20 protein-coding genes and 5 tRNA genes are annotated in these 22,285 nt (G+C 72.1%); 17 read left to right on the forward strand and 8 right to left on the reverse strand.

The annotated features are described in order from the left end of the window. A complete protein-coding gene (locus ACZ6ZP_RS30365) occupies positions 1–360 on the reverse strand; it encodes a hypothetical protein (RefSeq protein ID WP_351164890.1) in 360 nt (119 codons plus the stop codon). A 70-nt stretch (positions 361–430) separates the two neighbouring features. Between ACZ6ZP_RS30365 and ACZ6ZP_RS30370 the strand changes: the two genes are divergently transcribed. The 10 genes from ACZ6ZP_RS30370 to ACZ6ZP_RS30415 all read left to right on the forward strand — a co-directional run bounded on the left by ACZ6ZP_RS30370 (position 431) and on the right by ACZ6ZP_RS30415 (position 13,830). Continuing rightward, complete coding sequence (locus ACZ6ZP_RS30370; RefSeq protein ID WP_383818199.1) at positions 431–1,078, forward strand: HAD family hydrolase; 648 nt, start codon at positions 431–433, stop codon at positions 1,076–1,078. 407 nt (positions 1,079–1,485) lie between these two features. After that, positions 1,486–2,544 (forward strand): methionine ABC transporter ATP-binding protein, encoded by a 1,059-nt coding sequence (locus ACZ6ZP_RS30375; protein ID WP_361463232.1) that lies wholly within the window; start codon positions 1,486–1,488, stop codon positions 2,542–2,544. Next, complete coding sequence (locus tag ACZ6ZP_RS30380; RefSeq protein ID WP_351164884.1) at positions 2,541–3,260, forward strand: methionine ABC transporter permease; 720 nt, start codon at positions 2,541–2,543, stop codon at positions 3,258–3,260. The genes ACZ6ZP_RS30375 and ACZ6ZP_RS30380 overlap by 4 nt, the downstream gene beginning before the upstream one ends. Before the next feature lie 57 nt (positions 3,261–3,317). Further along, positions 3,318–4,154, forward strand: a complete 837-nt coding sequence (locus tag ACZ6ZP_RS30385) for a MetQ/NlpA family ABC transporter substrate-binding protein (protein ID WP_351164883.1) — start codon at positions 3,318–3,320, stop codon at positions 4,152–4,154. Between the two features lie 2 nt (positions 4,155–4,156). Next, entirely contained in the window at positions 4,157–4,984 is an 828-nt protein-coding gene (locus ACZ6ZP_RS30390) for a MetQ/NlpA family ABC transporter substrate-binding protein (RefSeq protein ID WP_366464027.1), read from the forward strand. Positions 4,985–5,119: 135 nt separating this feature from the next. Next, positions 5,120–5,764: a GNAT family N-acetyltransferase gene (locus tag ACZ6ZP_RS30395; protein WP_361463237.1), complete on the forward strand. Its 645-nt coding sequence runs from the start codon at positions 5,120–5,122 to the stop codon at positions 5,762–5,764. Between the two features lie 135 nt (positions 5,765–5,899). After that, a complete protein-coding gene (gene cbiE / locus ACZ6ZP_RS30400) occupies positions 5,900–7,111 on the forward strand; it encodes a precorrin-6y C5,15-methyltransferase (decarboxylating) subunit CbiE (RefSeq protein WP_361463239.1) in 1,212 nt (403 codons plus the stop codon). 354 nt (positions 7,112–7,465) lie between these two features. Then, positions 7,466–11,485, forward strand: a complete 4,020-nt coding sequence (gene cobT, locus ACZ6ZP_RS30405) for a nicotinate-nucleotide--dimethylbenzimidazole phosphoribosyltransferase (protein ID WP_469409078.1) — start codon at positions 7,466–7,468, stop codon at positions 11,483–11,485. Between the two features lie 188 nt (positions 11,486–11,673). Further along, a complete protein-coding gene (cobA, locus tag ACZ6ZP_RS30410) occupies positions 11,674–12,906 on the forward strand; it encodes a uroporphyrinogen-III C-methyltransferase (RefSeq protein WP_469409079.1) in 1,233 nt (410 codons plus the stop codon). Positions 12,907–13,011: 105 nt separating this feature from the next. Continuing rightward, a complete protein-coding gene (locus tag ACZ6ZP_RS30415) occupies positions 13,012–13,830 on the forward strand; it encodes a TrmH family RNA methyltransferase (RefSeq protein WP_351164874.1) in 819 nt (272 codons plus the stop codon). Here the strand turns inward: ACZ6ZP_RS30415 and ACZ6ZP_RS30420 are convergent. Beyond that, positions 13,821–15,164 (reverse strand): serine/threonine-protein kinase, encoded by a 1,344-nt coding sequence (locus ACZ6ZP_RS30420; RefSeq protein ID WP_351164873.1) that lies wholly within the window; start codon positions 15,162–15,164, stop codon positions 13,821–13,823. The genes ACZ6ZP_RS30415 and ACZ6ZP_RS30420 overlap by 10 nt on opposite strands. A 195-nt stretch (positions 15,165–15,359) precedes the next feature. Here ACZ6ZP_RS30420 and ACZ6ZP_RS30425 point away from each other — a divergent pair, with 195 nt between their 5' ends. The 4 genes from ACZ6ZP_RS30425 to ACZ6ZP_RS30440 all read left to right on the forward strand — a co-directional run bounded on the left by ACZ6ZP_RS30425 (position 15,360) and on the right by ACZ6ZP_RS30440 (position 18,180). Then, on the forward strand, positions 15,360–15,626 hold the full coding sequence (locus ACZ6ZP_RS30425) for a hypothetical protein (protein WP_351164872.1): 267 nt from the start codon (positions 15,360–15,362) through the stop codon (positions 15,624–15,626). Between the two features lie 198 nt (positions 15,627–15,824). Then, positions 15,825–16,031, forward strand: coding sequence for a hypothetical protein (locus ACZ6ZP_RS30430; RefSeq protein WP_351164871.1), 207 nt, complete (start codon positions 15,825–15,827; stop codon positions 16,029–16,031). A 790-nt stretch (positions 16,032–16,821) separates the two neighbouring features. Continuing rightward, the gene (locus ACZ6ZP_RS30435; protein WP_469409081.1) at positions 16,822–17,778 is read left to right on the forward strand and encodes an aminoglycoside phosphotransferase family protein; all 957 of its coding nucleotides are present in this window, start codon (positions 16,822–16,824) and stop codon (positions 17,776–17,778) included. A 69-nt stretch (positions 17,779–17,847) separates the two neighbouring features. Further along, a complete protein-coding gene (locus ACZ6ZP_RS30440; protein ID WP_351164869.1) occupies positions 17,848–18,180 on the forward strand; it encodes a TFIIB-type zinc ribbon-containing protein in 333 nt (110 codons plus the stop codon). Positions 18,181–18,234: 54 nt separating this feature from the next. Here the strand turns inward: ACZ6ZP_RS30440 and ACZ6ZP_RS30445 are convergent. From ACZ6ZP_RS30445 to ACZ6ZP_RS30465, 5 genes are all read right to left on the reverse strand, one after another. Beyond that, a tRNA-Val gene (locus ACZ6ZP_RS30445) sits at positions 18,235–18,309 on the reverse strand. 29 nt (positions 18,310–18,338) lie between these two features. Then, positions 18,339–18,410 (reverse strand) — tRNA-Val (locus tag ACZ6ZP_RS30450). A 55-nt stretch (positions 18,411–18,465) separates the two neighbouring features. Then, a tRNA-Val gene (locus tag ACZ6ZP_RS30455) sits at positions 18,466–18,537 on the reverse strand. Position 18,538: 1 nt separating this feature from the next. Then, positions 18,539–18,612: transfer RNA gene (locus ACZ6ZP_RS30460), tRNA-Cys, on the reverse strand. A gap of 39 nt (positions 18,613–18,651) precedes the next feature. Beyond that, positions 18,652–18,724, reverse strand: a tRNA-Gly gene (locus ACZ6ZP_RS30465). A gap of 163 nt (positions 18,725–18,887) precedes the next feature. Here ACZ6ZP_RS30465 and ACZ6ZP_RS30470 point away from each other — a divergent pair. The 3 genes from ACZ6ZP_RS30470 (at position 18,888) to ACZ6ZP_RS30480 (ending at position 21,675) form a co-directional block, all read left to right on the forward strand. Beyond that, a complete protein-coding gene (locus ACZ6ZP_RS30470; RefSeq protein WP_351165145.1) occupies positions 18,888–19,958 on the forward strand; it encodes a chorismate-binding protein in 1,071 nt (356 codons plus the stop codon). Continuing rightward, a complete protein-coding gene (locus ACZ6ZP_RS30475; protein ID WP_366465187.1) occupies positions 19,955–20,776 on the forward strand; it encodes an aminotransferase class IV in 822 nt (273 codons plus the stop codon). Before ACZ6ZP_RS30470 ends, ACZ6ZP_RS30475 begins: the two co-directional genes overlap by 4 nt. A 74-nt stretch (positions 20,777–20,850) precedes the next feature. Continuing rightward, entirely contained in the window at positions 20,851–21,675 is an 825-nt protein-coding gene (locus tag ACZ6ZP_RS30480) for a GNAT family N-acetyltransferase (RefSeq protein WP_351164866.1), read from the forward strand. Between the two features lie 29 nt (positions 21,676–21,704). On the opposite strand, the gene ACZ6ZP_RS30485 is transcribed toward ACZ6ZP_RS30480, so the two are convergent. After that, on the reverse strand, positions 21,705–22,241 hold the full coding sequence (locus tag ACZ6ZP_RS30485; RefSeq protein ID WP_351164865.1) for a DsbA family protein: 537 nt from the start codon (positions 22,239–22,241) through the stop codon (positions 21,705–21,707). Positions 22,242–22,285: the final 44 nt, after the last annotated feature.

The raw sequence follows: 22,285 nt of genomic DNA on the forward strand, positions 1-22,285 counted from the left end.
TCAGCCTCCCCAGATGTCGTAGAGCCGCACCTGCAGCACGGCGAGGACCACGCCGCCCGCGGCGACCGTGATGGAGCCCCAACGGGTGCGCTCGGCCAGGGACATGAAGCCCGCGGCCGGGATGCAGGCGAAGGAGCCGATCAAGTACGCCACGAAGATCGTCGTGCCCTGCTCGGCCTTCTCGCCCCGCGCCAGCTGAACGATGCCGACGATCAGCTGGACCGTGGCGAGGAACGTCACCACGGCCATGCCGATGAAGTGCCAGTCCTTGGTCGGCTGGTCCCGGTAGGCGGCGAAGCCGCACCACGCGGCGAGCACGAGCGCGGCCACGGCGGTCGCGATCGTCAGGGCAACAAGCATGCCGTGACTTTATTACGGGCCCTATGACCCGATGCGCGCACCCCTGGGGTGCCCCGTACGCTCGGACACCATGAAGATCCACGCTGAAGCGCTCCTGTTCGACAACGACGGCACCCTGATCTCCTCGATGGAGTCGGTGTACCGCTGCTGGAGGCGCTTGGCGCAGGAGTACGGGATCACCGCCGAGGAGTTCGAGCGGGTCGAGCTGCACGGCCGCCCCGCGGCCGAGATCATCGCCGACATGCTGCCCGCCGAGCGCGTGGCCGAGGCCGTCGCCCGCATCGAGGATCTTGAGGTCTCGGACGTCGCCGGCGGCGTCGTGCTGCTGCCCGGCACCCGTGAGCTGCTCGCGTCCCTGCCGCCCGAGCGCTGGGCCGTGGTGACCTCCGCCGGGCGGCGCCTGGCCGAGGCCCGGCTCGCGGAGGTCGGCATCGACCCCGCGATGCTGATCGCCGCCGACGACATCACGCGCGGCAAGCCCGACCCGGAGCCCTTCCTGCTCGCGGCGGCGAAGCTGGGCGTCGACCCGGCGCGCTGCGTGGTCTTCGAGGACGCACCGGCGGGTCTCACGGCGGGCCGCGCGGCCGGCATGACCACCGTGGCGTTGGCCACAACGCACACCGTCGGCGAGCTCTCCGGAGACGTCGTCGTGAAGGACCTCTCGGCCGTGTCCGCACAGGCCACCGAGGGTGGCGTGGAGATCACCGTCGAGGGCTGAGCACCCGCCCCGCGACGTCCGCACCTGTCCACCGGCTGTCCGTATAGCGGACAACGGTGGCGGGGCGCCGACGCACGCGTGTTTTACTGGTCCACATGACCACGACGAGCAGCCGCACCCTTGCGACCGAGGCGATCACGACGCCCGGTGCTCGTTGTATGTGTCGAATGTGCGCCTTCTGAGGGCCCCCGCACCACCCCTGAGCATCGCGCCCCGAAGCGAAGCCGCTGTGCCGCGCCCCTATGCGACGTACGCCTTACCGGCGGACATGACGTAGGAAGCGAGCCTGCCCCGCGCACACCTCCTCCGGTTCTTTTCGCCACCGCGAGAAACCGTGCCGCGTTCCCCACGAATGCCCCGTGCCCGGCGAGAACCGCGCCGCGCACTCGACAGTGACGGAAACCCCTGTGATCACCACTTCCGGCCTCACCAAGGTCTACCGCTCACGCGGTCGTGAAGTAACTGCCCTCGACGGCGTCGATCTGCATGTCCGCGAAGGCGAGGTGTACGGCGTCATCGGCCAGTCCGGCGCCGGCAAATCCTCGCTGATCCGCTGCGTCAACCTCCTGGAGCGCCCCACCGCCGGCACCGTGACCGTCGCGGGGCAGGACCTCACCGCCCTCGCGGGACGCGGCAGCCGCGCGAGCAAGGACCTGCGTCGGGCCCGCAGCCGTATCGGCATGGTCTTCCAGCACTTCAACCTGCTGTCCTCGCGCACCGTGCAGGACAACGTCGAGCTGCCCCTGGAGATCCTCGGTCTCAGCGGCGCCGAGCGCTCCCGCAAGGCCCTCGAACTCCTCGACCTGGTCGGCCTCGCCGACAAGGCGAAGTCCTACCCGGCGCAGCTCTCCGGCGGCCAGAAGCAGCGCGTCGGCATCGCCCGCGCGCTCGCCGGCGACCCCAAGGTGCTGCTCTCGGACGAGGCGACCAGCGCCCTGGACCCGGAGACCACCCGCTCCATCCTGGGGCTCCTGCGCGACCTCAACCGGCAGCTCGGCCTGACCGTCCTGCTGATCACGCACGAGATGGACGTCGTCAAGAGCGTCTGCGACTCCGCCGCCCTCATGGAGAACGGGCGGATCGTCGAGTCCGGCACCGTCACCGAGCTGCTCGCGACGCCCGGCTCCGAGCTGGCCGCCGCGCTCTTCCCGGTCAGCGGCGAGGCGTCGGGCGTCGACCGCACCGTCGTCGACGTGACCTTCCACGGGGAGGCCGCTACCCAGCCGGTCATCTCCCAACTGTCGCGCACGTACAACATCGACATCTCGATCCTCGGCGCCGCGATGGACACCGTCGCGGGCAAGCAGGTCGGCCGGATGCGCATCGAGCTGCCCGGACGCTTCGAGGAGAACGTCGTCCCGATCGGCTTCCTGCGCGAGCAGGGACTACAGGTGGACATCGCGGGCGAAGAGCCCGTGAGCACGCCGAAGGACGCCACGCCGCTGGTCAAGGAAGGTGCCAAGTGACCTGGTCGGAGATGCAGCCCCTGCTGGAGCAGGCCTGTTGGGACACCCTCTACATGGTGGGCTGGTCGACGCTGATAGCCGTCGTCGCCGGACTGCCGCTCGGCATCCTGCTGGTCCTCACCGACCGCGGCGGGCTGCTGCAGAACACGTTCCTGAACAAGCTCATCGGGCAGATCGTGAACATCGCGCGCTCGATGCCCTTCATCATCCTCATGGTCGCCCTGATGGGCTTCACGCGCTGGATCACGGGTACGACGATCGGCCGCGAGGCCGCCATCGTGCCGCTCGCGATCGGCGCCACGCCGTTCTTCGCGCGGCTCGTGGAGACCGCGGTGCGCGAGGTCGACGGCGGCCTCGTCGAGGCCGTGCAGTCGATGGGCGGCAACACCTGGACCATCGTGCGCAAGGTCCTCGTGCCGGAGTCGCTGCCCTCGCTGATCTCCAGCACCACCACGACGATCGTCACGATCATCGGCTACTCGGCCATCACCGGCGCCGTCGGCGCGGGCGGCCTCGGCGACATCGCGATCCGCTACGGCTACCAGCGCTTCGAGACCGAACTGATGTGGATCACCGTCGGCGTCCTCGCCGTCGTCATCTCGATCATCCAGTTCGCGGGCGACTACGCGGCCCGCAGGCTGCACCGGCGCGGCGGCCACTCGGGCGCCGCACCGCGCCTGCGCTTCCTCAAGCTCGCGCCTTCGAAGGCTTCCTGAATCTCACCCCGCACACCCCATCGCGGGGCGTACCACCCATGGAGAAAGGCACTTTTCGTGCGTAACACCGCCAAGATCACCACCGCTGTCCTCGCCACCGGAGCCCTCACCCTCGGTCTCTCCGCCTGCGGCTCCGACAAGGGCTCCGCCGCGGGCGACAAGGACGGCAAGCTCATCGTCGCCGCGACCCCGACGCCGCAGGGCGAGATCCTCGACTACGTCAAGGCGAACCTCGCCAAGAAGGCCGGCCTCGACCTCGAGGTCAAGGAGTTCACCGACTACGTCACGCCGAACACCGCCGTCCAGCAGGGCGAGGTCTTCGCGAACTACTTCCAGCACAAGCCCTACCTCGACGACTTCAACAAGAAGAACGGGACGGACATCGTGCCCGTCCCGAACGCGACGGTGCACCTGGAGCCGCTCGGCGTCTACTCCAAGAGCGTCAAGAAGCTCACCGACCTCAAGAGCGGTGCCACGGTCGCCCTGCCGAACGACACCACCAACGAGGCCCGCGCGCTCAAGCTCCTCGCCGACAACGGCCTGATCGAGCTCAAGAAGGGCGTCGGCTACGAAGCCACCCCCAAGGACGTCGCGAAGAACCCGAAGAACCTCAAGTTCAAGGAGCTCGAGGCCGCCCAGGTGCCCCGCTCCCTCGGTGACGTCGACGCCGCGGTGATCAACGGCAACTACGCCCTTGAGGCCAAGCTCAGCCCGGCCAAGGACGCCATCGTCGCCGAGCCCGCCAAGGACAACCCCTACGGCAACTTCCTGGCCGTGAACAAGGGCGACGAGAACGACCCGCGCGTGAAGAAGCTCGCCAAGCTCCTCACCTCGCCCGAGGTCAAGAAGTTCATCGACGACAAGTACGACGGTGCCGTCGTCGCGGCGTTCTGATCATGCGGACGCCCGTCATCGCGGCCGCCGCGGGAGCACTGGCCCTCACCCTCGGCCTGACCGCCTGCGGCAGCGAATCCGGCTCGGGAGGCGCCGACGGTGACAAGCTCGTCGTCGGCGCCACCCCGACCCCGGCCGGTGAAGTCCTCGCGTACATCAGGGACAACCTCGCGAAGAAGAAGGGACTCGACCTCCAGATCACGGAGTTCACGGACTACGTCACGCCGAACACCGCGCTCCAGGAGGGCTCCCTCGACGCCAACCTCTACCAGCACACCCCGTACTTGGAGGACTTCAACAAGTCCAAGAAGACGGAGCTGACGCCGGTGACCGAGGTCTATCTGCCGCCGATGGGGGTGTACGCGAACAAGGCGAAGGACGTCACCGAGCTGCCCGCGGGGGCGACCGTCGCCGTTCCTAACGACACCACCAACGAAGGCAGGGCGCTCGAACTCCTCGCCTCCAAGGGCGTCATCGGGCTCAAGAAGGGGGCCGGCTCGACCGCGACCCCCGAGGACATCACGTCCAACCCGAAGAAGCTCACCATCAAGCCGCTGGAACCCGCCCAGCTGCCCCGCTCCCTGGAAGACGTCGACGCCGCGGTCATCAACAACAACTACGCGCTCGACGCCGGACTCAGCCCCAAGAAGGACGCCATCCTTCTGGAGTCGCCCAAGGACAATCCGTACAACAACGTGCTCGCCGTCAAGAAGGGCGACGAGGACGATCCCCGGGTCGAGAAGCTGGCCGAACTGCTCACTTCACCCGAGGTGAAGCAGTTCATCGAGGACAAGTACAAGGGCTCGGTCCTGCCCGTCGAAACGAGCTGACGCACAGTCCGTTTCCGCCCTCACCACGGGGTCCTCTCCTGATGAAGGAGCGGACCCCGTGGTGCGTTTGCGCGCCGACATGCTGCATGCTGGGCACTTCAGCAGGCCCGAGGGTTCCAGGTTACGGAGCAGCGCATGACTACCACCTTGCCCGACATCTCCATCAGCACGGAGCGGTTGGTGCTGCGCCCGTTCGAGGAAGCCGACGTCTGTGCGTACGCGGAGATGATGAACGACGAGATGGTCACCGCCTGGACCTCCGCGCCCCAGCCCTACACCGAGGACGACGCCCGCGACTGGATCACCCGGGTCGCGCCCGCCGAGCGCACCGAGGGCCGCGGAATCGCCCTGGCCGTCACGGAGTTCCTCACCCAGCGCCTGGTCGGCATCGTGCAACTGCGGGACATCGACTGGCGGGTGCGCTCCAGCGAGCTCAACTACGTCGTCGCCCCCTGGGCCCGCGGCGAGGGCTACGCCTCGGAGGCGGCGCTCGCCACCGCCCAGTGGCTCTTCAACGACCAGCGCTTCGAGCGCATCGAGCTGCGCACCGCCGCCGACAACACCGCGGCCCAGCAGGTCGCGCAGAAGATCGGCTGCATCAGCGAGGGAGTCCTGCGGGGCGCCTGGATAGCGCGTACGAGGAACGGCGGGGACCCGTTCGGCGGCTGGATCGACGTCCGGACCGACCTCATCGTGTGGAGCCTGCTCCCCGAGGACCTGGAAGGCGTCGGAGAGCAGCTCGCCGACAGCGGGTTCAGCGCCTACTCCGACTGGAACTGACCCCCCAAGCACCTCGGGGCCCCACCAGGTACGCTCGCCCCTGGCCGCACACGGTTGCCCCCTGCACACGACGCCCGGCCCCCTCAGACGACCCGCGAGAACGCACACCCGCGAGAACCCAGGAGACAGACGACGATGGCCGACCGCGTCACGGTGATCGGCTGGGACGGCTCGCCGCTGACCGCCACCGCGCGCTCGGCGCTCGGCGCCGCCACCCTCGTCGCGGGCGCCGCCCACCACCTGGCGCTCACCGAGGTGCCACCGGCCGCCGAACGCATCCGCCTGGGCAGCGTGAGCCTGGCCGCCCGCCGCATCGCCGCCCACCGCGGCACCGCCGTGGTCCTCGCCGACGGCGACCCCGGGTTCTTCGGCGTCGTACGCACCCTGCGCGCCCCCGAATTCGGCCTCGAGGTCGAAGTGGTGCCGGCCGTCTCCTCCGTGGCCCAGGCCTTCGCCCGCGCCGGGATGCCCTGGGACGACGCCCAGGTCGTGGTCGCCCACCCGCGCACCCTGCGCCGCGCGGTGAACGTCTGCCGCGCCCACACCAAGGTCGCCGTGCTCACCTCGCCCGGCGCGGGCCCCGCCGAGCTCGGCCTGCTGCTGCAGGGCGTGCACCGCACCTTCGTGATCTGCGAGGAGCTCGGCACTGAGCGCGAACAGGTCACCGTCCTCACCTCCGACAAGGCTGCCGACCACACCTGGCGCGACCCGAACGTCGTCATCGTCATCGGCGGCCCGGTCGCCGCCTCCGACACCGGCTGGATCGCGGGACGCGACCCGGGCACCCCGCGCGGCTGGGCCCTGCCCGCCCCCGCCTACGGAGGCGAGGCCCAGCTCGGCGAGGGCGAGAGCGACCGCCTGCGGGCCGCGCAACTCGCCCGTATCGGCCCGCGCGTGGGCGACCTGGTCTGGGACATCGGCTGCGGCAGCGGCGCCTTCACCGCGGAGGCGGCGCGGTTCGGCGCCGCCGTCATCGCCGTCGACGCCGACCCCGACGCCTGCGCCCGCACCACGGCGGTCGCCCGCCACTTCGGCGTCCAGCCGCAGATCGTGCACGGCACGGCGCCGCACGTCCTCGAAGACCTGCCCGAGCCCGACGTCGTACGCGTCGGGGGCGGGGGAGCCGCGGTGGTCTCCGCCGTCGCCGACCGCCGTCCGGCGCGCATCGTGACGCACGCGTCGACCCGTGACGCCGCCGAACTCATCGGCAGGGGCCTGACGGAGCACGGATACGCGGTCGAATGCGCCCTGCTCCAGTCCGTCGAACTCGACACGCGCGCGTGGACGGAACGGGAGCGGACCGTCGTCTTCCTGCTCTCCGGACAGTTGCCCGATCGCGCCCCGTGACCCTGCTGCCGCACGGTGCGGGGTAGGCTGGCCGATCGTTGTACCGCACCCGAGTGTCCGGCAAATAGTTGGTCAATGTCCGGAAAGCTCGCCCGTTTTGGGGGGTGTGTGGTACGGCAGGACCGGAGGGCGCGCAACGTGGCGCAGCCCACAGCGGGCCGTTGCGGATCAAGCCGCCGCGGCGGCGGGCCACCCGGGACAATGCCTGTTGTCCGTACGCGGTTCGTGCCGCGCGGCGCGCACGCTCGTTGAGGTTGACGGGCGGTTGGTGCGCCGCTCCGGGCAATGGGGCTTCCCCGGCCTAAGGCTGAGGGGCGGTCGAAGAAGCACTAACCGATGGGCGAGGGGTTACGCATGACCGACACCGGCCAGGTCTCGGGCGAGGGACTGCCGGAGAACGCAGGCATGGTGGAGCAGCCGGGCGTCCCCGCCCTGGGTGCGTACACCTACCTCGACCCCTCCGAAAATCCCGGCGAGAGCGTCGCCCCCGCAGACGATGACGATTTGCTCCTCATGCCGGGTGCCCAGGGTGCCTGGAGCGAGCCGCACTCGGCCGCGCCGCAGCAGGCAGGCCCGGAGCAGCCGGTGGCCGCCCAGCACGCGGGCGCCCAGGGCGGGACCGCGCAGCACGGCGTCGCTCAGCCGGTGGGTGCGCAGCCCGGGGGTGCCCAGCACGCGGCCGTCGGTCAGTCCGCAGGCCGGCCCGTAGGTCAGCAGAACGCGGGCGCGCCTGTCGGTGACCCGTCCTTCGCGAACCAGTACGCCGCGGGTCAGCCCGTGGCCGACCCGGCCATGGCGGAGCAGTCCGCCGCCGGCCAGTCCGCCGGTGGCAGGCACTCGGCCGATCAGTCGTCGGGCGGCCGGCCCCTCGTCGGCCAGCACGCCGCAGGACCGCAGGCCGTGCACCAGCCGGGTCCGCACGAGACCGCCGGGCGCGACAGCGGCTCGGTCGACCTGAACGGCGTCCAGCTGCCGGGCGCGCCCACGCCGGCGCCCGCATCGCACCCCGGCGCCTCCCGCCGCCCGCTCCACCGGGGGCCTTCGGGTCCCGCCGTGCCCGACGGCACGGGCAGTCCCGTACGGTCCCTCGCCGACCGCGGCCCGGCCGGTGCCCCGCAGCACGCCGTGCCCGTGCGGCACGCGGGGCCGCCGACCGTGGGGCCCGAGTACCTCGACATCCCGCGTGACGGGGAAGGGATGCTGCCGGGTCCGCAGCTCGGTGAGGTCACGCCGCAGGGCGCGACGCCGTGGACGACCCAGCCGCAGCACGCACAGGCCGCGCAGGTCGCACAGGCCGCACAGCCCGTCGCACCAGCAGAAACGGTCGTCCCGGACGCCACACCCGTAACAGAGGGCACGCAGGACGCACCGGCCGCGCAGGACGCACCGGCCGCGCAGGACGCACCGGCCGTGCAGGACGCACAAGGAGCGCAGGACTCGCCCGGCGCCGAGGCCCCGCAGCCCGCGCCGGCCACCGACATGCCCCAGCCCGTGGCGACGGACCCCGCGGCCCCGGTCGCCGAGCCGCCCGCTGCCGCCTTCCCGCAGGCCGCTGAGGCCGCCGACCCCGCGATCGCGCAAGGCACCGAGGCGGACGACCAGTTCGCGCACGCCGTCGCCGAGGCCGGACAGCCCGCGTTCGCCGTGGACGCAGAGCAGCCGTCGGGCGCGGAGGCCGCCGCGCCCGCCCCGGAAGCGAGCCAGGAGCTGCCGCCCACCGCCGACGCGGAGCAGCCGTCCGCGCAGGGACAGTCCGCGCACGCGGGCTCCGGTCAGCCGCAGTTCGCCATGGCCGGCGCGCAGCCCTGGTCGGACGCGCCGCTCGCGGCCGCCGGGCACACGGTCCAGGGCCCGCTCATCCCGCAGGCGCCTCAGGCCCCGCAGGCCCCTCAGGCCCCGCAGTACGCGGAAGCCCCCGCGGGCCAGGCGCCCCACGGCGAGGCACTCCCGGGCGACCCGAACCAGCCCTACGCGGAGCCCCAGGCGCCCGCGCCGCTGGGCCAGTTCGTGCCGGTCGAGGGGTCGGTGCCGACCACGCCCCACCTGGCGCCGACGCCCCCGCACGCCCTGTCCGTGCCCCCGGAGCACTTCGATGCCCCGCTGCCCGAGGCCTCCGAGGCGCAGCCGGAGCCCGCCGCCGAGGCCGAGGCCCCCGCGCCGGACGCCGTACCGGCAGCCGAGGTCCCGGAGGTGCCGTCCGCCCAGGAGGCCCCGGAGCCCCCCGAGGCACCGGAAGCCCAGGAGCCCTCGACTCTTCTCGAAGCCGCGGAGGCCCCCGAGCCCGCGGCCACCGTGCCCGCGCCGCGTGACGGCCAGGAGCCCGCGGCGGCAACTGCCACGTCGGAAGCGCCGGAAGCGCCGGAAGCGCCAGAACCCACGCAAGCAGTCGAAGAGCCCGTGGCGGATGCGCCCGAGCAGACGGAGACGGCAGCCGAGCCCACGCCCCTCCTGGTGATCGACGAATCCGCCGAAGCCGAAGCCGAAGCAGCGGCAGCGGCCGTGCCCGACGCCCCCGAGCCCGCGGCCGTCGCCGAGGCCGGGCCCGCCGAGGTGACCGAGGCCGCCGAACCGGCGGAAGCCGCGGACGAGGCCGTCCCGGCGGAGCCCGTCAGGGAGCCGGAGCCCGCCCAGCAGTCGCAGGCGCCGGCCGCCCCCGCCTACGACGACGCCGAGCGCGAGGCCGTCCTGCGCGTCATGCGTGAACGCCGCGACATCCGCAACGGCTTCCGCAGCGACGCCATCCCGCACGAGGTCCTGCTCCGCGTCCTGGAGGCGGCCCACACCGCGCCCTCCGTGGGCCACTCGCAGCCCTGGGACTTCGTCGTCATCCGCTCGGCCGAGACGCGCCGCACGATGCACGAACTGGCCATGCGCCAGAAGGACGCGTACGCGAAGTCGTTGCCCAAGGGCCGCGCGAAACAGTTCAAGGAACTGAAGATCGAGGCCATCCTCGACACCCCGGTGAACATCGTCGTCACCGCCGACCCGACCCGCGGCGGCCGCCACACCCTGGGCCGTCACACGCAGCCGCAGATGGCTCCGTACTCCTCGGCGCTCGCGGTCGAGAACCTGTGGCTGGCGGCGCGCGCCGAAGGCCTGGGTGTCGGCTGGGTCAGCTTCTTCGACGAACGCGAGATGGTCAGAACGCTCGGCCTGCCCGAGCACCTCGAAGTGGTGGCCTATCTCTGTGTCGGATACGTCGACGAGTTCCCGGAGGAGCCCGAGCTGATGCAGGCAGGCTGGTCCAAGCGCCGCCCGCTCTCCTGGGTGGTCCACGAGGAGACGTACGGCCGCCGTGCCCTGCCCGGCGAGGAGCCGCACGACCTGCTCGCCGAGACCGTCTCCAACATCCGCCCGCTGGACGCCAAGGCGCTCGGCGAGGCCTGGGAGCGGCAGAAGCGGATGACGAAGCCGCCGGGCGCGCTCGGCATGCTGGAGATCATCTCCGCGCAGCTCTCCGGCCTGTCCCGGCAGTGCCCGCCGCCGATCCCGGAACCCGCGGCCGTCGCGATCTTCGCGGGCGACCACGGTGTGCACGCCCAGGGCGTCACCGCCTGGCCCCAGGAGGTGACCGCGCAGATGGTCGCCAACTTCCTCGGCGGCGGCGCGGTCTGCAACGCCTTCGCCAACCAGGTGGGCGCCGAGGTCTGCGTCATCGATGTGGGCGTGGCGAGCGAACTCCCGGCCACCCCCGGCCTGTTGCCCCGCAAGATCCGCGCGGGCACGGCCGACATGACCACCGGCCCCGCGCTGAGCCGCGAGGAGGTCAAGGCCGCCATCGAGGTGGGCATCGAGACCGCCCGCGACCTGGTGGCCGCGGGCAACAAGGCCCTGCTCACCGGCGAGATGGGCATCGCGAACACGACGGCGTCCGCGGCCCTCATCTCCGTCTACACGGACACCGACCCGGGCGAGGTCACCGGCCGCGGCACCGGCATCAACGACGAGATGCACAGCCGCAAGGTCGAGGTCGTGCGCCGCGCCCTCGACCTGCACCAGCCCGACCCGGCCGACCCGATCGGCGTCCTCGCCGCGATCGGCGGCCTGGAGCACGCGGCGATGGTGGGCCTGCTGCTCGGCGGCGCATCGCTGCGTACGCCCGTGATCCTGGACGGCGTGAGCGCCGGCGCGGCGGCCCTGGTCGCCCGCGCCATCGCCCCCGAGGTCCTCGCGGCCTGCATCGCGGGCCACCGCAGCGCGGAGCCGGGCCACGTGGCGGCCCTCAACAAGCTGGGCCTGCGCCCCCTGGTCGACCTCGACCTCCGCCTGGGCGAGGGCACCGGCGCCCTCCTTGCCCTCCCGGTGGTCCAGAGCGCGGCCCGCGCGATGCACGAGGTGGCCACGTTCGACTCGGCAGGAGTAACGGAGAAGTAGCCGCACCGGCACAGGGGTGGGCAGGGCGTCACGCAGGCCGTGCCCACCCTTCGCCGCTGTGTCTGTGCCCACGGTCCGCAGACGTACAGGGGCCGTAAAGTAGTCCCACACCCAGAACCCGCACGTCAGCGCCGCTCCACCGCCGAAGCGGCAGCGCACGCAGCGCCCCGCACGAGGAGCCACCCGCCATGGCCGAAAGCCCCGCCTACCCCGTAGGCCTCCGTCTCACCGCCCGCCGCACGGTAGTGCTCGGCGGCGGCCAGGTGGCCCAGCGCCGTCTGCCCGCCCTGATCGCGGCGGGCGCCGACATCACCCTCGTGTCGCCGACGGCGACCGCCTCGGTGGAGGCGATGGCGGACGCGGGCGAGATCACCTGGGAGCGCCGCCGCTACGAGCACGGCGACCTCAAGGACGCCTGGTACGCGCTCATCGCCACCAGCGACCCCGAGGCCAACACGGCGGCCTCCGCGGAAGGCGAGGCGCACCGCGTCTGGTGCGTGCGCTCGGACGACGCCGACGCCGCCACCGCCCTGACCCCCGCGACGGGCCGCTCCGCGGGCGTCACGGTCGCCGTCCTCACCACGGACATCCACGACCGCGACCCCCGCCGCACCGCCGCCATCCGCGACGCGCTCGTCGAGGGTCTGAGCGACGGAACCCTCGTGGCGCGCCAGCACCGCGCCCGCACCCCCGGCGTCGCCCTCGTCGGCGGCGGCCCCGGCGACCCGGACCTCATCACGGTCCGCGGCCGTCGGCTGCTCGCCGAGGCGGACGTGGTCATCGCCGACCGGCTCGGCCCCCGCGACCTGCTCGACGAACTCCCGCCGCACGTCGAGGTGATCGACGCCGCGAAGATCCCGTACGGCCGGTTCATGGCGCAGGAAGCCATCAACAACGCCCTCATAGAGCACGCGAAGCAGGGCAAGTCGGTGGTCCGCCTGAAGGGCGGTGACCCCTTCGTCTTCGGGCGCGGCATGGAAGAGGCGCAGGCGCTCGCCGAGGCGGGCATCTCCTGCACGGTGGTCCCCGGCATCTCCAGCTCGATCTCGGTGCCCGGCGCCGCGGGCATCCCCGTCACGCACCGCGGTGTCGCCCACGAGTTCACCGTGGTCAGCGGCCACGTGGCCCCGGACGACGAGCGCTCCCTGGTGGACTGGCCGTCGCTGGCCAAGCTGCGCGGCACCCTGGTGATCCTGATGGGCGTGGACAAGATCGGCAGGATCGCCGAGGCGCTCACCGCGCACGGCCGGTCGCCCCTGACCCCCGTCGCCCTGATCCAGGAGGGCACCACCGCGTCCCAGCGCCGCGTGGACGCCACGCTCGCGACCGTCGCCGCCGAGGTCGCCGCCCACGAGGTGAAGCCCCCGGCCGTGATCGTCGTCGGCGACGTGGTGAACGTGGGTCCGGGCGCCCCCGCGTAACCACCCCGAGCCCGCGCGTAACCCTCCGAGCCCGCGCGTAACCATCGGTAACCCAACCCGCCCCGAGGCGTTGGCACCACACCCAGGACAAGGCAGTATCACCCTGTGGCTGATCTCATCACCGTTGACGACCCCACCGACCCGCGCCTGCGCGACTACACGGGCCTGACCGACGTCGAACTGCGCCGCAGGCGCGAGCCCGCCGAGGGCCTCTTCATCGCCGAGGGCGAGAAGGTGATCAGGCGCGCCAAGCAGGCGGGCTACGAGATGCGCTCGATGCTGCTCTCGGCGAAGTGGGTCGACGTCATGCGGGACGTCATCGACGAGGTCCCGGCACCGGTGTACGCGGTCAATCCCGACCTGGCCGAGCAGGTCACCGGCTACCACGTGCACCGCGGCGCCCTCGCCTCGATGCAGCGCAAGCCGCTGCCGACGTCGGACGAACTCCTCACCAGGGCGCGCCGCGTCGTCGTCATGGAGTCGGTCAACGACCACACCAACATCGGCGCGATCTTCCGCAGCGCCGCCGCCCTGGGCATGGACGCGGTCCTGCTCTCACCGGACTGCGCGGACCCCCTCTACCGCCGCTCGGTGAAGGTCTCCATGGGCGCGGTCTTCTCCGTCCCCTACGCCCGCCTCGAATCCTGGCCCAAGGGCCTGGAGGGCGTACGCGAGGCGGGCTTCAACCTGCTCGCGCTCACCCCGGACGAGAAGGCGAAGACCCTGGACGAGGCGGCGCCCCACCGGATGGACCGGGTCGCGCTGATGCTCGGCGCGGAGGGCGACGGCCTGTCCACGCAGGCGCTGGTCGCCGCGGACGAGTGGGTCCGCATCCCGATGGCCCACGGCGTCGACTCCCTGAACGTGGGAGCGGCGGCCGCGGTCGCGTTCTACGCGGTGGCGACGGGCCGCCCTCAGCTCTGAGAGGTCCGCCCGGCCCCAGCGCCCGGCCCCGGGTCCTGCCGCTGGCTCTGGCTCTGCTGCACGTCGCGCACATCGTGCGCGCCGCTGCCGCCGAGCCCGCGCGCGGGCCCCTGACACCCCTGGGCCGCCGCGATCCCCAGGGCCACGAGCAGCGTCACGACCACGAACACGAAGAGCCGCTGGCGCAGCAGCCGCGGGTTGGCGGGCCGCCGCGGGCCGCCGGAGCGCGTCGTGTTCCTGGCAGGCCCGGGACGTGACCCGGGCCGCGAGGAACTGGACCCCGGCCGCGAGGAATTCGGCCGCGAGGAACCCGTGCGCGAGGAACCGGTCCGCGAAGATCCCGATCCCGTCCGCGAGGAGCCGGTCCGTGACGAACCGGTGCGCGGCGGGGGAGTGCCCTGCGGGTGACGCCGCTGGGTGCGCTGGTCCGCGTACTCCTCGGCCATCCGCCCCGTCGGCCGGTCCTGGTCCTGCCGGGGCGCGGGCGGCCGCGGCTCGGTCAGGCCCTGTGCCTCGCGGGCCGCGATCTCCTTGAGCCTGAGCGACAGTTGGAGCGTGCTGGGACGCTCCTCCGGGTCCTTGGCGAGGCAGGCCCTGATCAGCGGCGCGAGCGCGTCGGGAACCCCGCCGAGCTGCGCCTCCTCGTGGACGACGCGGTAGAGCATGACCTCTGAACTGCCATGACCGAAGGGCGAGTCCGCCATTCCCGCGTACGCCAGCGTGGCTCCGAGGGCGAACACGTCCGTGGCGGGCGTGACGGCGGCGCCGCGCACCTGCTCGGGCGCGAGGAAGCCGGGCGAACCGACGGCGGTGCCCACATGGGTCAGCGTCGAGGCGCCGGTGGCCCAGGCGATGCCGAAGTCGATGATCCGCGGCCCCTTCGGGGACAGCAGGATGTTCGACGGCTTCAGGTCGCGGTGCACGACACCGGCTTCGTGTACGGCGACGAGGCCCTCGGCCAGCGCCGAACCGACGACCGCCACATCGGCCGCGGAGAGCGGCCCCTCGGCGGCGACCTTGTCGTGCAGGGAGGGCCCGGGAACGTACTGCGTGGCGAACCACGGCCGGTCGGCGTCGAGATCGGCGGCCACGAGCCGCGCGGTGCAGCCGCCGCGGATGCGCCGGGCCGCGGAGACCTCCCGCGCGAAGCGCGAACGAAACTCCTCGTCCTCCGCCAGATCGGGCCGGATCACCTTGAGGGCGACGCGCTGCCCCCGCCGGTCCGACCCCAGGTAGACGACACCCATGCCGCCGGCGCCCAGCCGCCTGTGCAGTCTGAACGAGCCGACGACACGCGGGTCCTCGCGCCGGAGCCGCATCATCGCCATGTCCATCCCCGCTGCCCGGTCCGTTGTCGTGCCACAGCTTACGTTTCCGTGGCCGGGCAGGTGCAGAGGCCGCGCCCTCGCGGCCCGACCGATTGTCAGTGCCGGGTGGGAAACTTGAAGAGTGGTCAGGGCGCCGGGGGAGAGCGGCCGTTGTGCGGGGTGTCCTCCCCAACCATCCATCGCTGAAGGGGGATTGATCCCGTGAAGGGTGATCGCGTGGAGATAGTCGTGGACGCCGGGGACACGACACGGACGTACGAGGTGGTGGCGAGCCGGGCGGGCCGCCGGGTGGAGACGGCGGTGCGCAGAGGGGTGGTCGAAGTGAGCGAAGTCACCCGTAGCGGCTCCGTGGTGCGGACGGCACGGTTCATGGCGACCCGTGTGCTTGCTCTGGTCGAGCAGCCCGTCCCTCGGGAGGACACGTCCGAGCAGGCCGTCCGTCCCCTCCGGGAAGACCCTGAGACCTAGGACCCCGTCTCCACCCATGGGAGTACATGACCGACGATCGGTCATCCTCCGGGAGGCCCGGCAATCGGTACGAGGGCATGACGCCCCCGACCTCCGGCGCACCTAAATTTGAAGTCAAGCGGCGGGTGCAGCACTCGTCCCCCGAGGTCAGACACCCGCCGCTGCCATATTCATACAGACTCGGTCAGGAGAGGAACCATGGCGGACACGGCACCGCGGACGATGATCCGCACGCAGGGACGTAAGGCTTTCGCCACGTTCGGCGTCCGCCCGTCCGGCACGCGCCACCCCTTGGTGGCGACGGCCATGGTTCTTCCCCTGGCGGCCCTGCTGGTGGTCGTCTTCGGCGGCTGGGAAGCAGTGGTCACACAGGCGTCGTCCGTGGGCGTGATGCTGGGGCGCTGAGCGGCGCCCCGGGCCCGGATGAGCGGTCCGGGCGGGGACATCCGGCCAGGAAACCCCGTGGGGACGGGGGTGCGGCGGACGGCACGAGAAATGCCCGCGCAGCTGGGGAGCTGCGCGGGCACTTCTTTGCGCCGGGTGCTCTGCGGAGATGTTCTCGGGCGCCGCACATCACCGGCTGCGGCGAGCTCGTCCTCAAGCGCCGGACGGGCTGAGATCTTCCCCTGCCGTCGCGTCTGTCCTGAGCGCCGGGTGGGCTGGGGGCTGGTCCGCCGCCGAGGTCGTCCTCGCGGTGGGGGAGTTGCGGGGATGTCTTGGGCGCCGCACTTCACCGGCTGCGTCGAGTTCGTCGTCAAGCGCGGGATGGGCGGAGATTTTCCCCGGCCGTCGCGTCTGTCCTGAGCGGCGGGTGGGCTGGGGGCTGGTCCGCCGCCGAGGTCGTCCTCGCGGTGGGGGAGCTGTGGGGATGTCTTGGGCGCCGCACTTCACCGGCTGCGTCGAGTTCGTCGTCAAGCGCGGGATGGGCGGAGATTTTCCCCTGCCGTCGCGTCTGTCCTGAGCGCCGGGCGGGCTGAGGGCCGGTCTTCCATCGAGTTCGCCCTGAGTAGCGGGTGGGCTGGGGGCCGGTCCGTCACCGAGGTCGTCCTCGGCGCCGGGTGGGCTGGGGGCCGGTCCTCCACCGGGTTCGCCCTCAGCAGGGGACGGGCTGGGGGTCGGTCCGTCACCGAGGCCGTTCTCGGCGGCGGGTGGGCTGGGAACTGGGCCGCGTACGCTCGCGGGCAGTGCCGATTCCATGTACGTCAGGGGACCCGTGACCGCTCTGCTGCCCGCGTTGACTGCCAAGGTTCGCCGCGCGGCCCACCGCACCCCGGGGCCCTGTGCCTGCGCCCCCGAAGCCGTCCTGGCCGACCGGGACGACGCCACGGTCGTCCGGCACGGCGACACCGTGGCCAAGGCCCACGCCCCGGGCACGGACCCCACCGAACTCGCGGCCCGCCTGAAGGTCGCCGCCGCCCTCACCGGCACCCTGCTGCCTCCGCTCGGCGAGGCCGCGGTCCCGCTCCACGGCCGGCTGGTCACCTTCTGGCAGGCCGGTACTCCGGTGGACCGAGACGACCCCGACGCCGCCCCGTGGGAAGCCGCCGCCACCCTCCTGGCCCGCCTGCACGCCACACCCCCGGCCGAGCTCCCGCAGCCGCTCCCGGACATGCGCGGCCCCGCGAAGGCCGCCCGGGCGATGACGCGGATGCGGGCCGCGGGAGCGCACCCCGCGGCCGCCCCCGTCGAGCGCGCCTGGGCCACGCTCCCCGCCTGGGCCCGAGCCGAGGCCCGGGCCCCGCTCCCGGGGCTCCTGTGCCACGGCGACCTGCACCTGGGCCAGCTGGTCCGCACCCCCGAAGGGCGCTGGCTGCTCATCGACGTCGACGACCTGGGCCTCGGCGACCCGGCCTGGGACCTGGCCCGCCCCGCGGCCTGGTACGCCTGCGGCCTCCTCGCCCCGGACGAGTGGACCCGCTTCCTCGGCGCCTACCGCGCGGCACGCGGACCGGCGGTCCCCGCCGACGGCACGGACCCCTGGCCAGCCCTCGACGTACCGGCCCGCGCCCTCACCGCACAGACCGCCGCCCTGGCGATCGCCAAGTCCGTCAAGGAGAACCGGCCCCTCGACGAGATCGAGCAGGCGGTGGTCGACGCCTGTGACCGAATGGCCGTCCTCCCGCCGGAGTTGGCGCCCACCGTCACGAAGTAGGGTGCAACCCACCGAAGCCGGGCAGAGATCCGGCTAAGCAGTCACGACCGGCGAGGAGTTGAGCCGACCATGCAGTGTCCCAAGTGCCGTGCACCGATGCACACGTACAACCGCAATGGCGTCCAGATCGAGCAGTGCAGCGGTTGCCGCGGGATATTCCTCGACTACGGCGAGCTCGAGTCCCTGAGCCGACTCGAGAATCAGTGGGGCGGCCAGCAGGGCCCGCCCCCGCCGCCCGCCCCGCAGGCGTACCCGGCGGCCCCCGCCCCCCAGGCCTACCCGGCCGCTCCCGCCCCGGCGTGGGGCGCTCCCCAGCACGGCGGCCACCACGGCGGCCACGGCGGGCACTACGGCCACAACAAGCGCCACAAGAGCTTCGGGCACATGCTCTTCTCCTCCTGACCGGAGGAACGACGAAGCCCCCGGCCGTGGGAACGGCCGGGGGCTTCGTACGGATGGTGCGCGATACTGGGATTGAACCAGTGACCTCTTCCGTGTCAGGGAAGCGCTCTCCCGCTGAGCTAATCGCGCGGGTCAACCTGCGTGTGCTGCGTACTGCGTGCGCGATACTGGGATTGAACCAGTGACCTCTTCCGTGTCAGGGAAGCGCTCTCCCGCTGAGCTAATCGCGCGGGGATCCTTGCGGACCGGACCTTCAGTTGTGCTTGTGCTACGTGCTGTGCTGCGTGCGCGATACTGGGATTGAACCAGTGACCTCTTCCGTGTCAGGGAAGCGCTCTCCCGCTGAGCTAATCGCGCTTGGAGGTGGAGACGGGATTTGAACCCGTGTAGACGGCTTTGCAGGCCGTTGCCTCGCCTCTCGGCCACTCCACCAGGAGGGCGGGGGTTCGGGAAGATCCCCCACATCCTGCGAGCGGACGACCAGGTTCGAACTGGCGACCTCAACCTTGGCAAGGTTGCGCTCTACCAACTGAGCTACGTCCGCTTGTCTTTCCCGGCCCGCTTGCGCGTCCCGGCGACGTGTTGAACTCTAGCGGATTCCTGGGCCAGTACAAAAACGCGTTTGCGCAGCGTGCTGCGCTGTCACCGGCCCGGGGCGCCACCAGGACACCGGTCATAGACTCGCAGACGTGCACAGCGCCCCTCAGATGTCCTCCCGGCCGCCCTCCGGGGCCTCCCTCCCCATGGCGCGCTTCGGCGGCCTGCTCGCGACCGGCCTCAGGGACGTGACCAGCGATCCCTCGGCGCTGGACTCCCGGGGATTCTGGGCGGTGTCCGCGAGTTTCGAGGGCGAACTGGTCTGCGCCCGCTTCGACGACGTACGCGAGGAACCGGTGCCCGCTCCGGTGCCGGGCGCGTGGCGGGGACCCGCCGCCGGTGACTGGACGTCGTCGCTCGACCGCGCCGCGTACGTGGACGGCGTACGAAGGGTGCGCGAACACATCGCGGCCGGCGACGTCTATCAGGCGAACCTCTGCCGCGTGCTGTCCGCGCCGGTTCCCGACGGCGTGGACCGTGCGGACATCGACGCCCTGACCGCGCTCCTCGCGCGCGGCAACCCCGCTCCGTACGCCGGGACGATCCGGCTGCCCGAGCACGGCGTCGAGATAGCGACGGCGTCCCCCGAGCTGTTCCTGCGCCGCGAGGGACGCGTCGTCGAGTCGGGGCCGATCAAGGGCACCGGCCGCACCGAGGCCGATCTGCTGGAGAAGGACCACGCCGAGAACGTCATGATCGTGGATCTCGTCCGCAACGACCTCGGGCAGATATGCGAGACGGGCTCCGTGACCGTGCCCGAGCTCTGCGTGACCGAGAAGCACCCCGGGCTCGTCCACCTCGTCTCCACCGTCCGCGGCGAGCTGCGCCCCGACGCCGGCTGGCCCGAACTCTTCGCCGCCGCCTTCCCGCCCGGTTCCGTCACCGGCGCCCCCAAGTCCAGCGCCCTGCGCATCATCGATGCCCTGGAGACCGCGCCCCGCGGCCCGTACTGCGGCGGCATCGGCTGGGTCGACGCCGACCGGGGCGCCGGCGAACTGGCCGTCGGCATCCGCACCTTCTGGATCGACCGCGCGCAGGGAGTGCTGCGCTTCGGCACCGGCGCGGGGATCACCTGGGGCTCGGACCCCGAGGGGGAGTGGCGGGAGACCGAGCTGAAGGCGGAACGGCTGCTGGCGGTAGCGTCGGGGGCGTACGAAGTGAGTGGAGGGACCTCTCAGTGAAGATCTGGCTCAACGGCAGCCTGCAGGACCTCGAGACCGCCCGTGTCTCCGTGCTCGACCACGGACTGACCGTCGGCGACGGAATCTTCGAGACGGTGAAGTCGGTCGCGGGGCGGCCCTTCGCGCTGACCCGGCACCTGGACCGGCTCGCCCGTTCGGCGCGCGGCCTCGGCCTGCCCGAGCCGGACCTCGACGAGGTGCGCACGGCCTGCGCCGCCGTCCTCGACGCCAACCCGATGCCGCTGGGGCGCCTGCGCATCACGTACACCGGCGGCCTCTCGCCGCTCGGCTCCGACCGCGGTGACCAGGGGCCGACGCTGGTGGTCGCCCTCGGCGAGACCGAAAGGCGCCCCGACACGACCGCCGTGATCACGGTGCCGTGGACCCGCAACGAACGCGGCGCCCTGACCGGCCTGAAGACCACCTCGTACGCCGAGAACGTCGTCGCCCTGGCGCGCGCCCGTGAACAGGGCGCCTCGGAGGCGCTGTTCGCCAACACGCTGGGGCAGCTGTGCGAGGGCACGGGATCGAACGTCTTCGTGGTGCTCGACGGCGAGATCCACACGCCGCCGGTCGCCTCCGGGTGTCTGGCGGGCATCACGCGCGCGTTGGCCGTCGACTGGACGAACGCGCGCGAGACCGATCTGCCGCTGGACGTCCTGGACCGCGCCGACGAGGTGTTCCTGACCTCGACGCTCCGTGACGTGCAGGCCGTGCACCGGATCGACGCGCGTGAACTGTCCGGCGCACCGGGTCCGGTGACCGCCAAGGCGATGCGGATCTTCGACGAGCGGGCGGCGGACGACCTCGATCCGTGACCGGTGGGGCACGAGGGCGCAAACGCACGTATTCCTGATGACGCACGAGCCGCTGGGCGGGTAGAACACCACTGATGACCACGACCCTGCGGCCGACCGGGCCGCTCCAGCAGAGCGCTGACGGCGCCAAGTCACGCACGTACGAAGTGTGTGTGAACAGCCGTCCTGTGGGCGGGATAGAACTCGCCACGCACCCCGTCTTCGGACCGGGCGTCGCCGAGATGCGCGACCTGAGCATCAAGGAGACCGACCGAAGGCGCGGCCGTGCCACCGTCGCCGTGCTCGCCGCCGAGGAGGTGGCGCGCGGCTGGGGCTGCAAGCGGATCGAGGTGGCCGTGCCCGCCGAGGCCGCGGCGGCCCACCGCCTCGCCGTGTCCCTCGGCTACCAGGAGCGCAACCGCCAGATGGCCAAGCCCCTGACCGCCGAGCCGCCCGCGCTGCCCGCGGGCGTCGAGGGGCGGGAGATGACCGAGGACGAGTACGAGGTGTGGCTGGCCCGCGAGAAGGAGGACTACGCGCAGACCTGGATCGAGCGCGGGGTCCCGGAGGCCGAGGCGCGCGCCAAGTCCGACGCCGACCACGCCGACCACCTGCCCCAGGGCCTCGCCACCCCCGGCACCAGCCTCTGCGTGCTCACGCACGAAGGCACGAAGGTCGGCACCCTCTGGCTCGCGCTGCGGGACGGCGACGCGTTCGTCTTCGACGTCGAGGTCGACGAGGAGTACCGCGGACGCGGCCACGGCCGCTCCCTGATGCTGCTCGCGGAGACCCAGGCCCGGGCGGTGGGCCTGCGCCGCATCGGCCTCAACGTCTTCGCGGGCAACACCCCGGCCCTGCGTCTGTACGAGTCGCTGGGCTACGAATCGGTCATGTACTACGTCTACAAGCAGCTGCTCTAGGCGAGCTCCAGGGGAGCTTTGGGCGAGCTCTAGGCGTCGTGCTGACCGGAGGCCGCGAGCAGGAGGTCCGTGATCTCCTCGACGCGTTCGAGGAGGCCGTCCTGGCTCTTCCCGCCGTCGAGGCGCTCGCCCCCGATGACGTACGTCGGTGTGCCGGTGACGCCGATCGCCTTGCCCTCGGCCTGGTCGGCGTCGACGATCAGGATGTGTCGGCCGTCGACGAGCGCGGTGTCGAACTCCTCCGCGTCCAGCCCCAGTTCGCGCGCGATCTCGACCAGGAGGGGTTCTCCCTTGCGGGTCAGGTCCTCGACCCGGCCGAGCACGGCCTCGACGTACGGCCAGCCCTGTCCCTGCTCGAAGGCCTCCTCGGCGGCCTGGGCGGCGGCGAAGGCGTACTTGTGCTTTTCGAGGGGGAAGTGCCGCAGGCGCAGGTCGACGCGGTCGCCGTAGCGGGCACGCAGCGCGCGTACGTCGTCGAGGGCGGTCCGGCAGTCCGGGCACTGCAGCTCGCACCAGATGTCGATGACGAGGGGGCCGGTGGGGGCGGCGGGGGCAGAGTCGCTCATGCGCCCCAGTCTTCCAGCCCCGCGCGCGCCTCCCAACCGGGGCC

It is taken from the genome of Streptomyces sp. NPDC054047 (genome assembly GCF_055585065.1).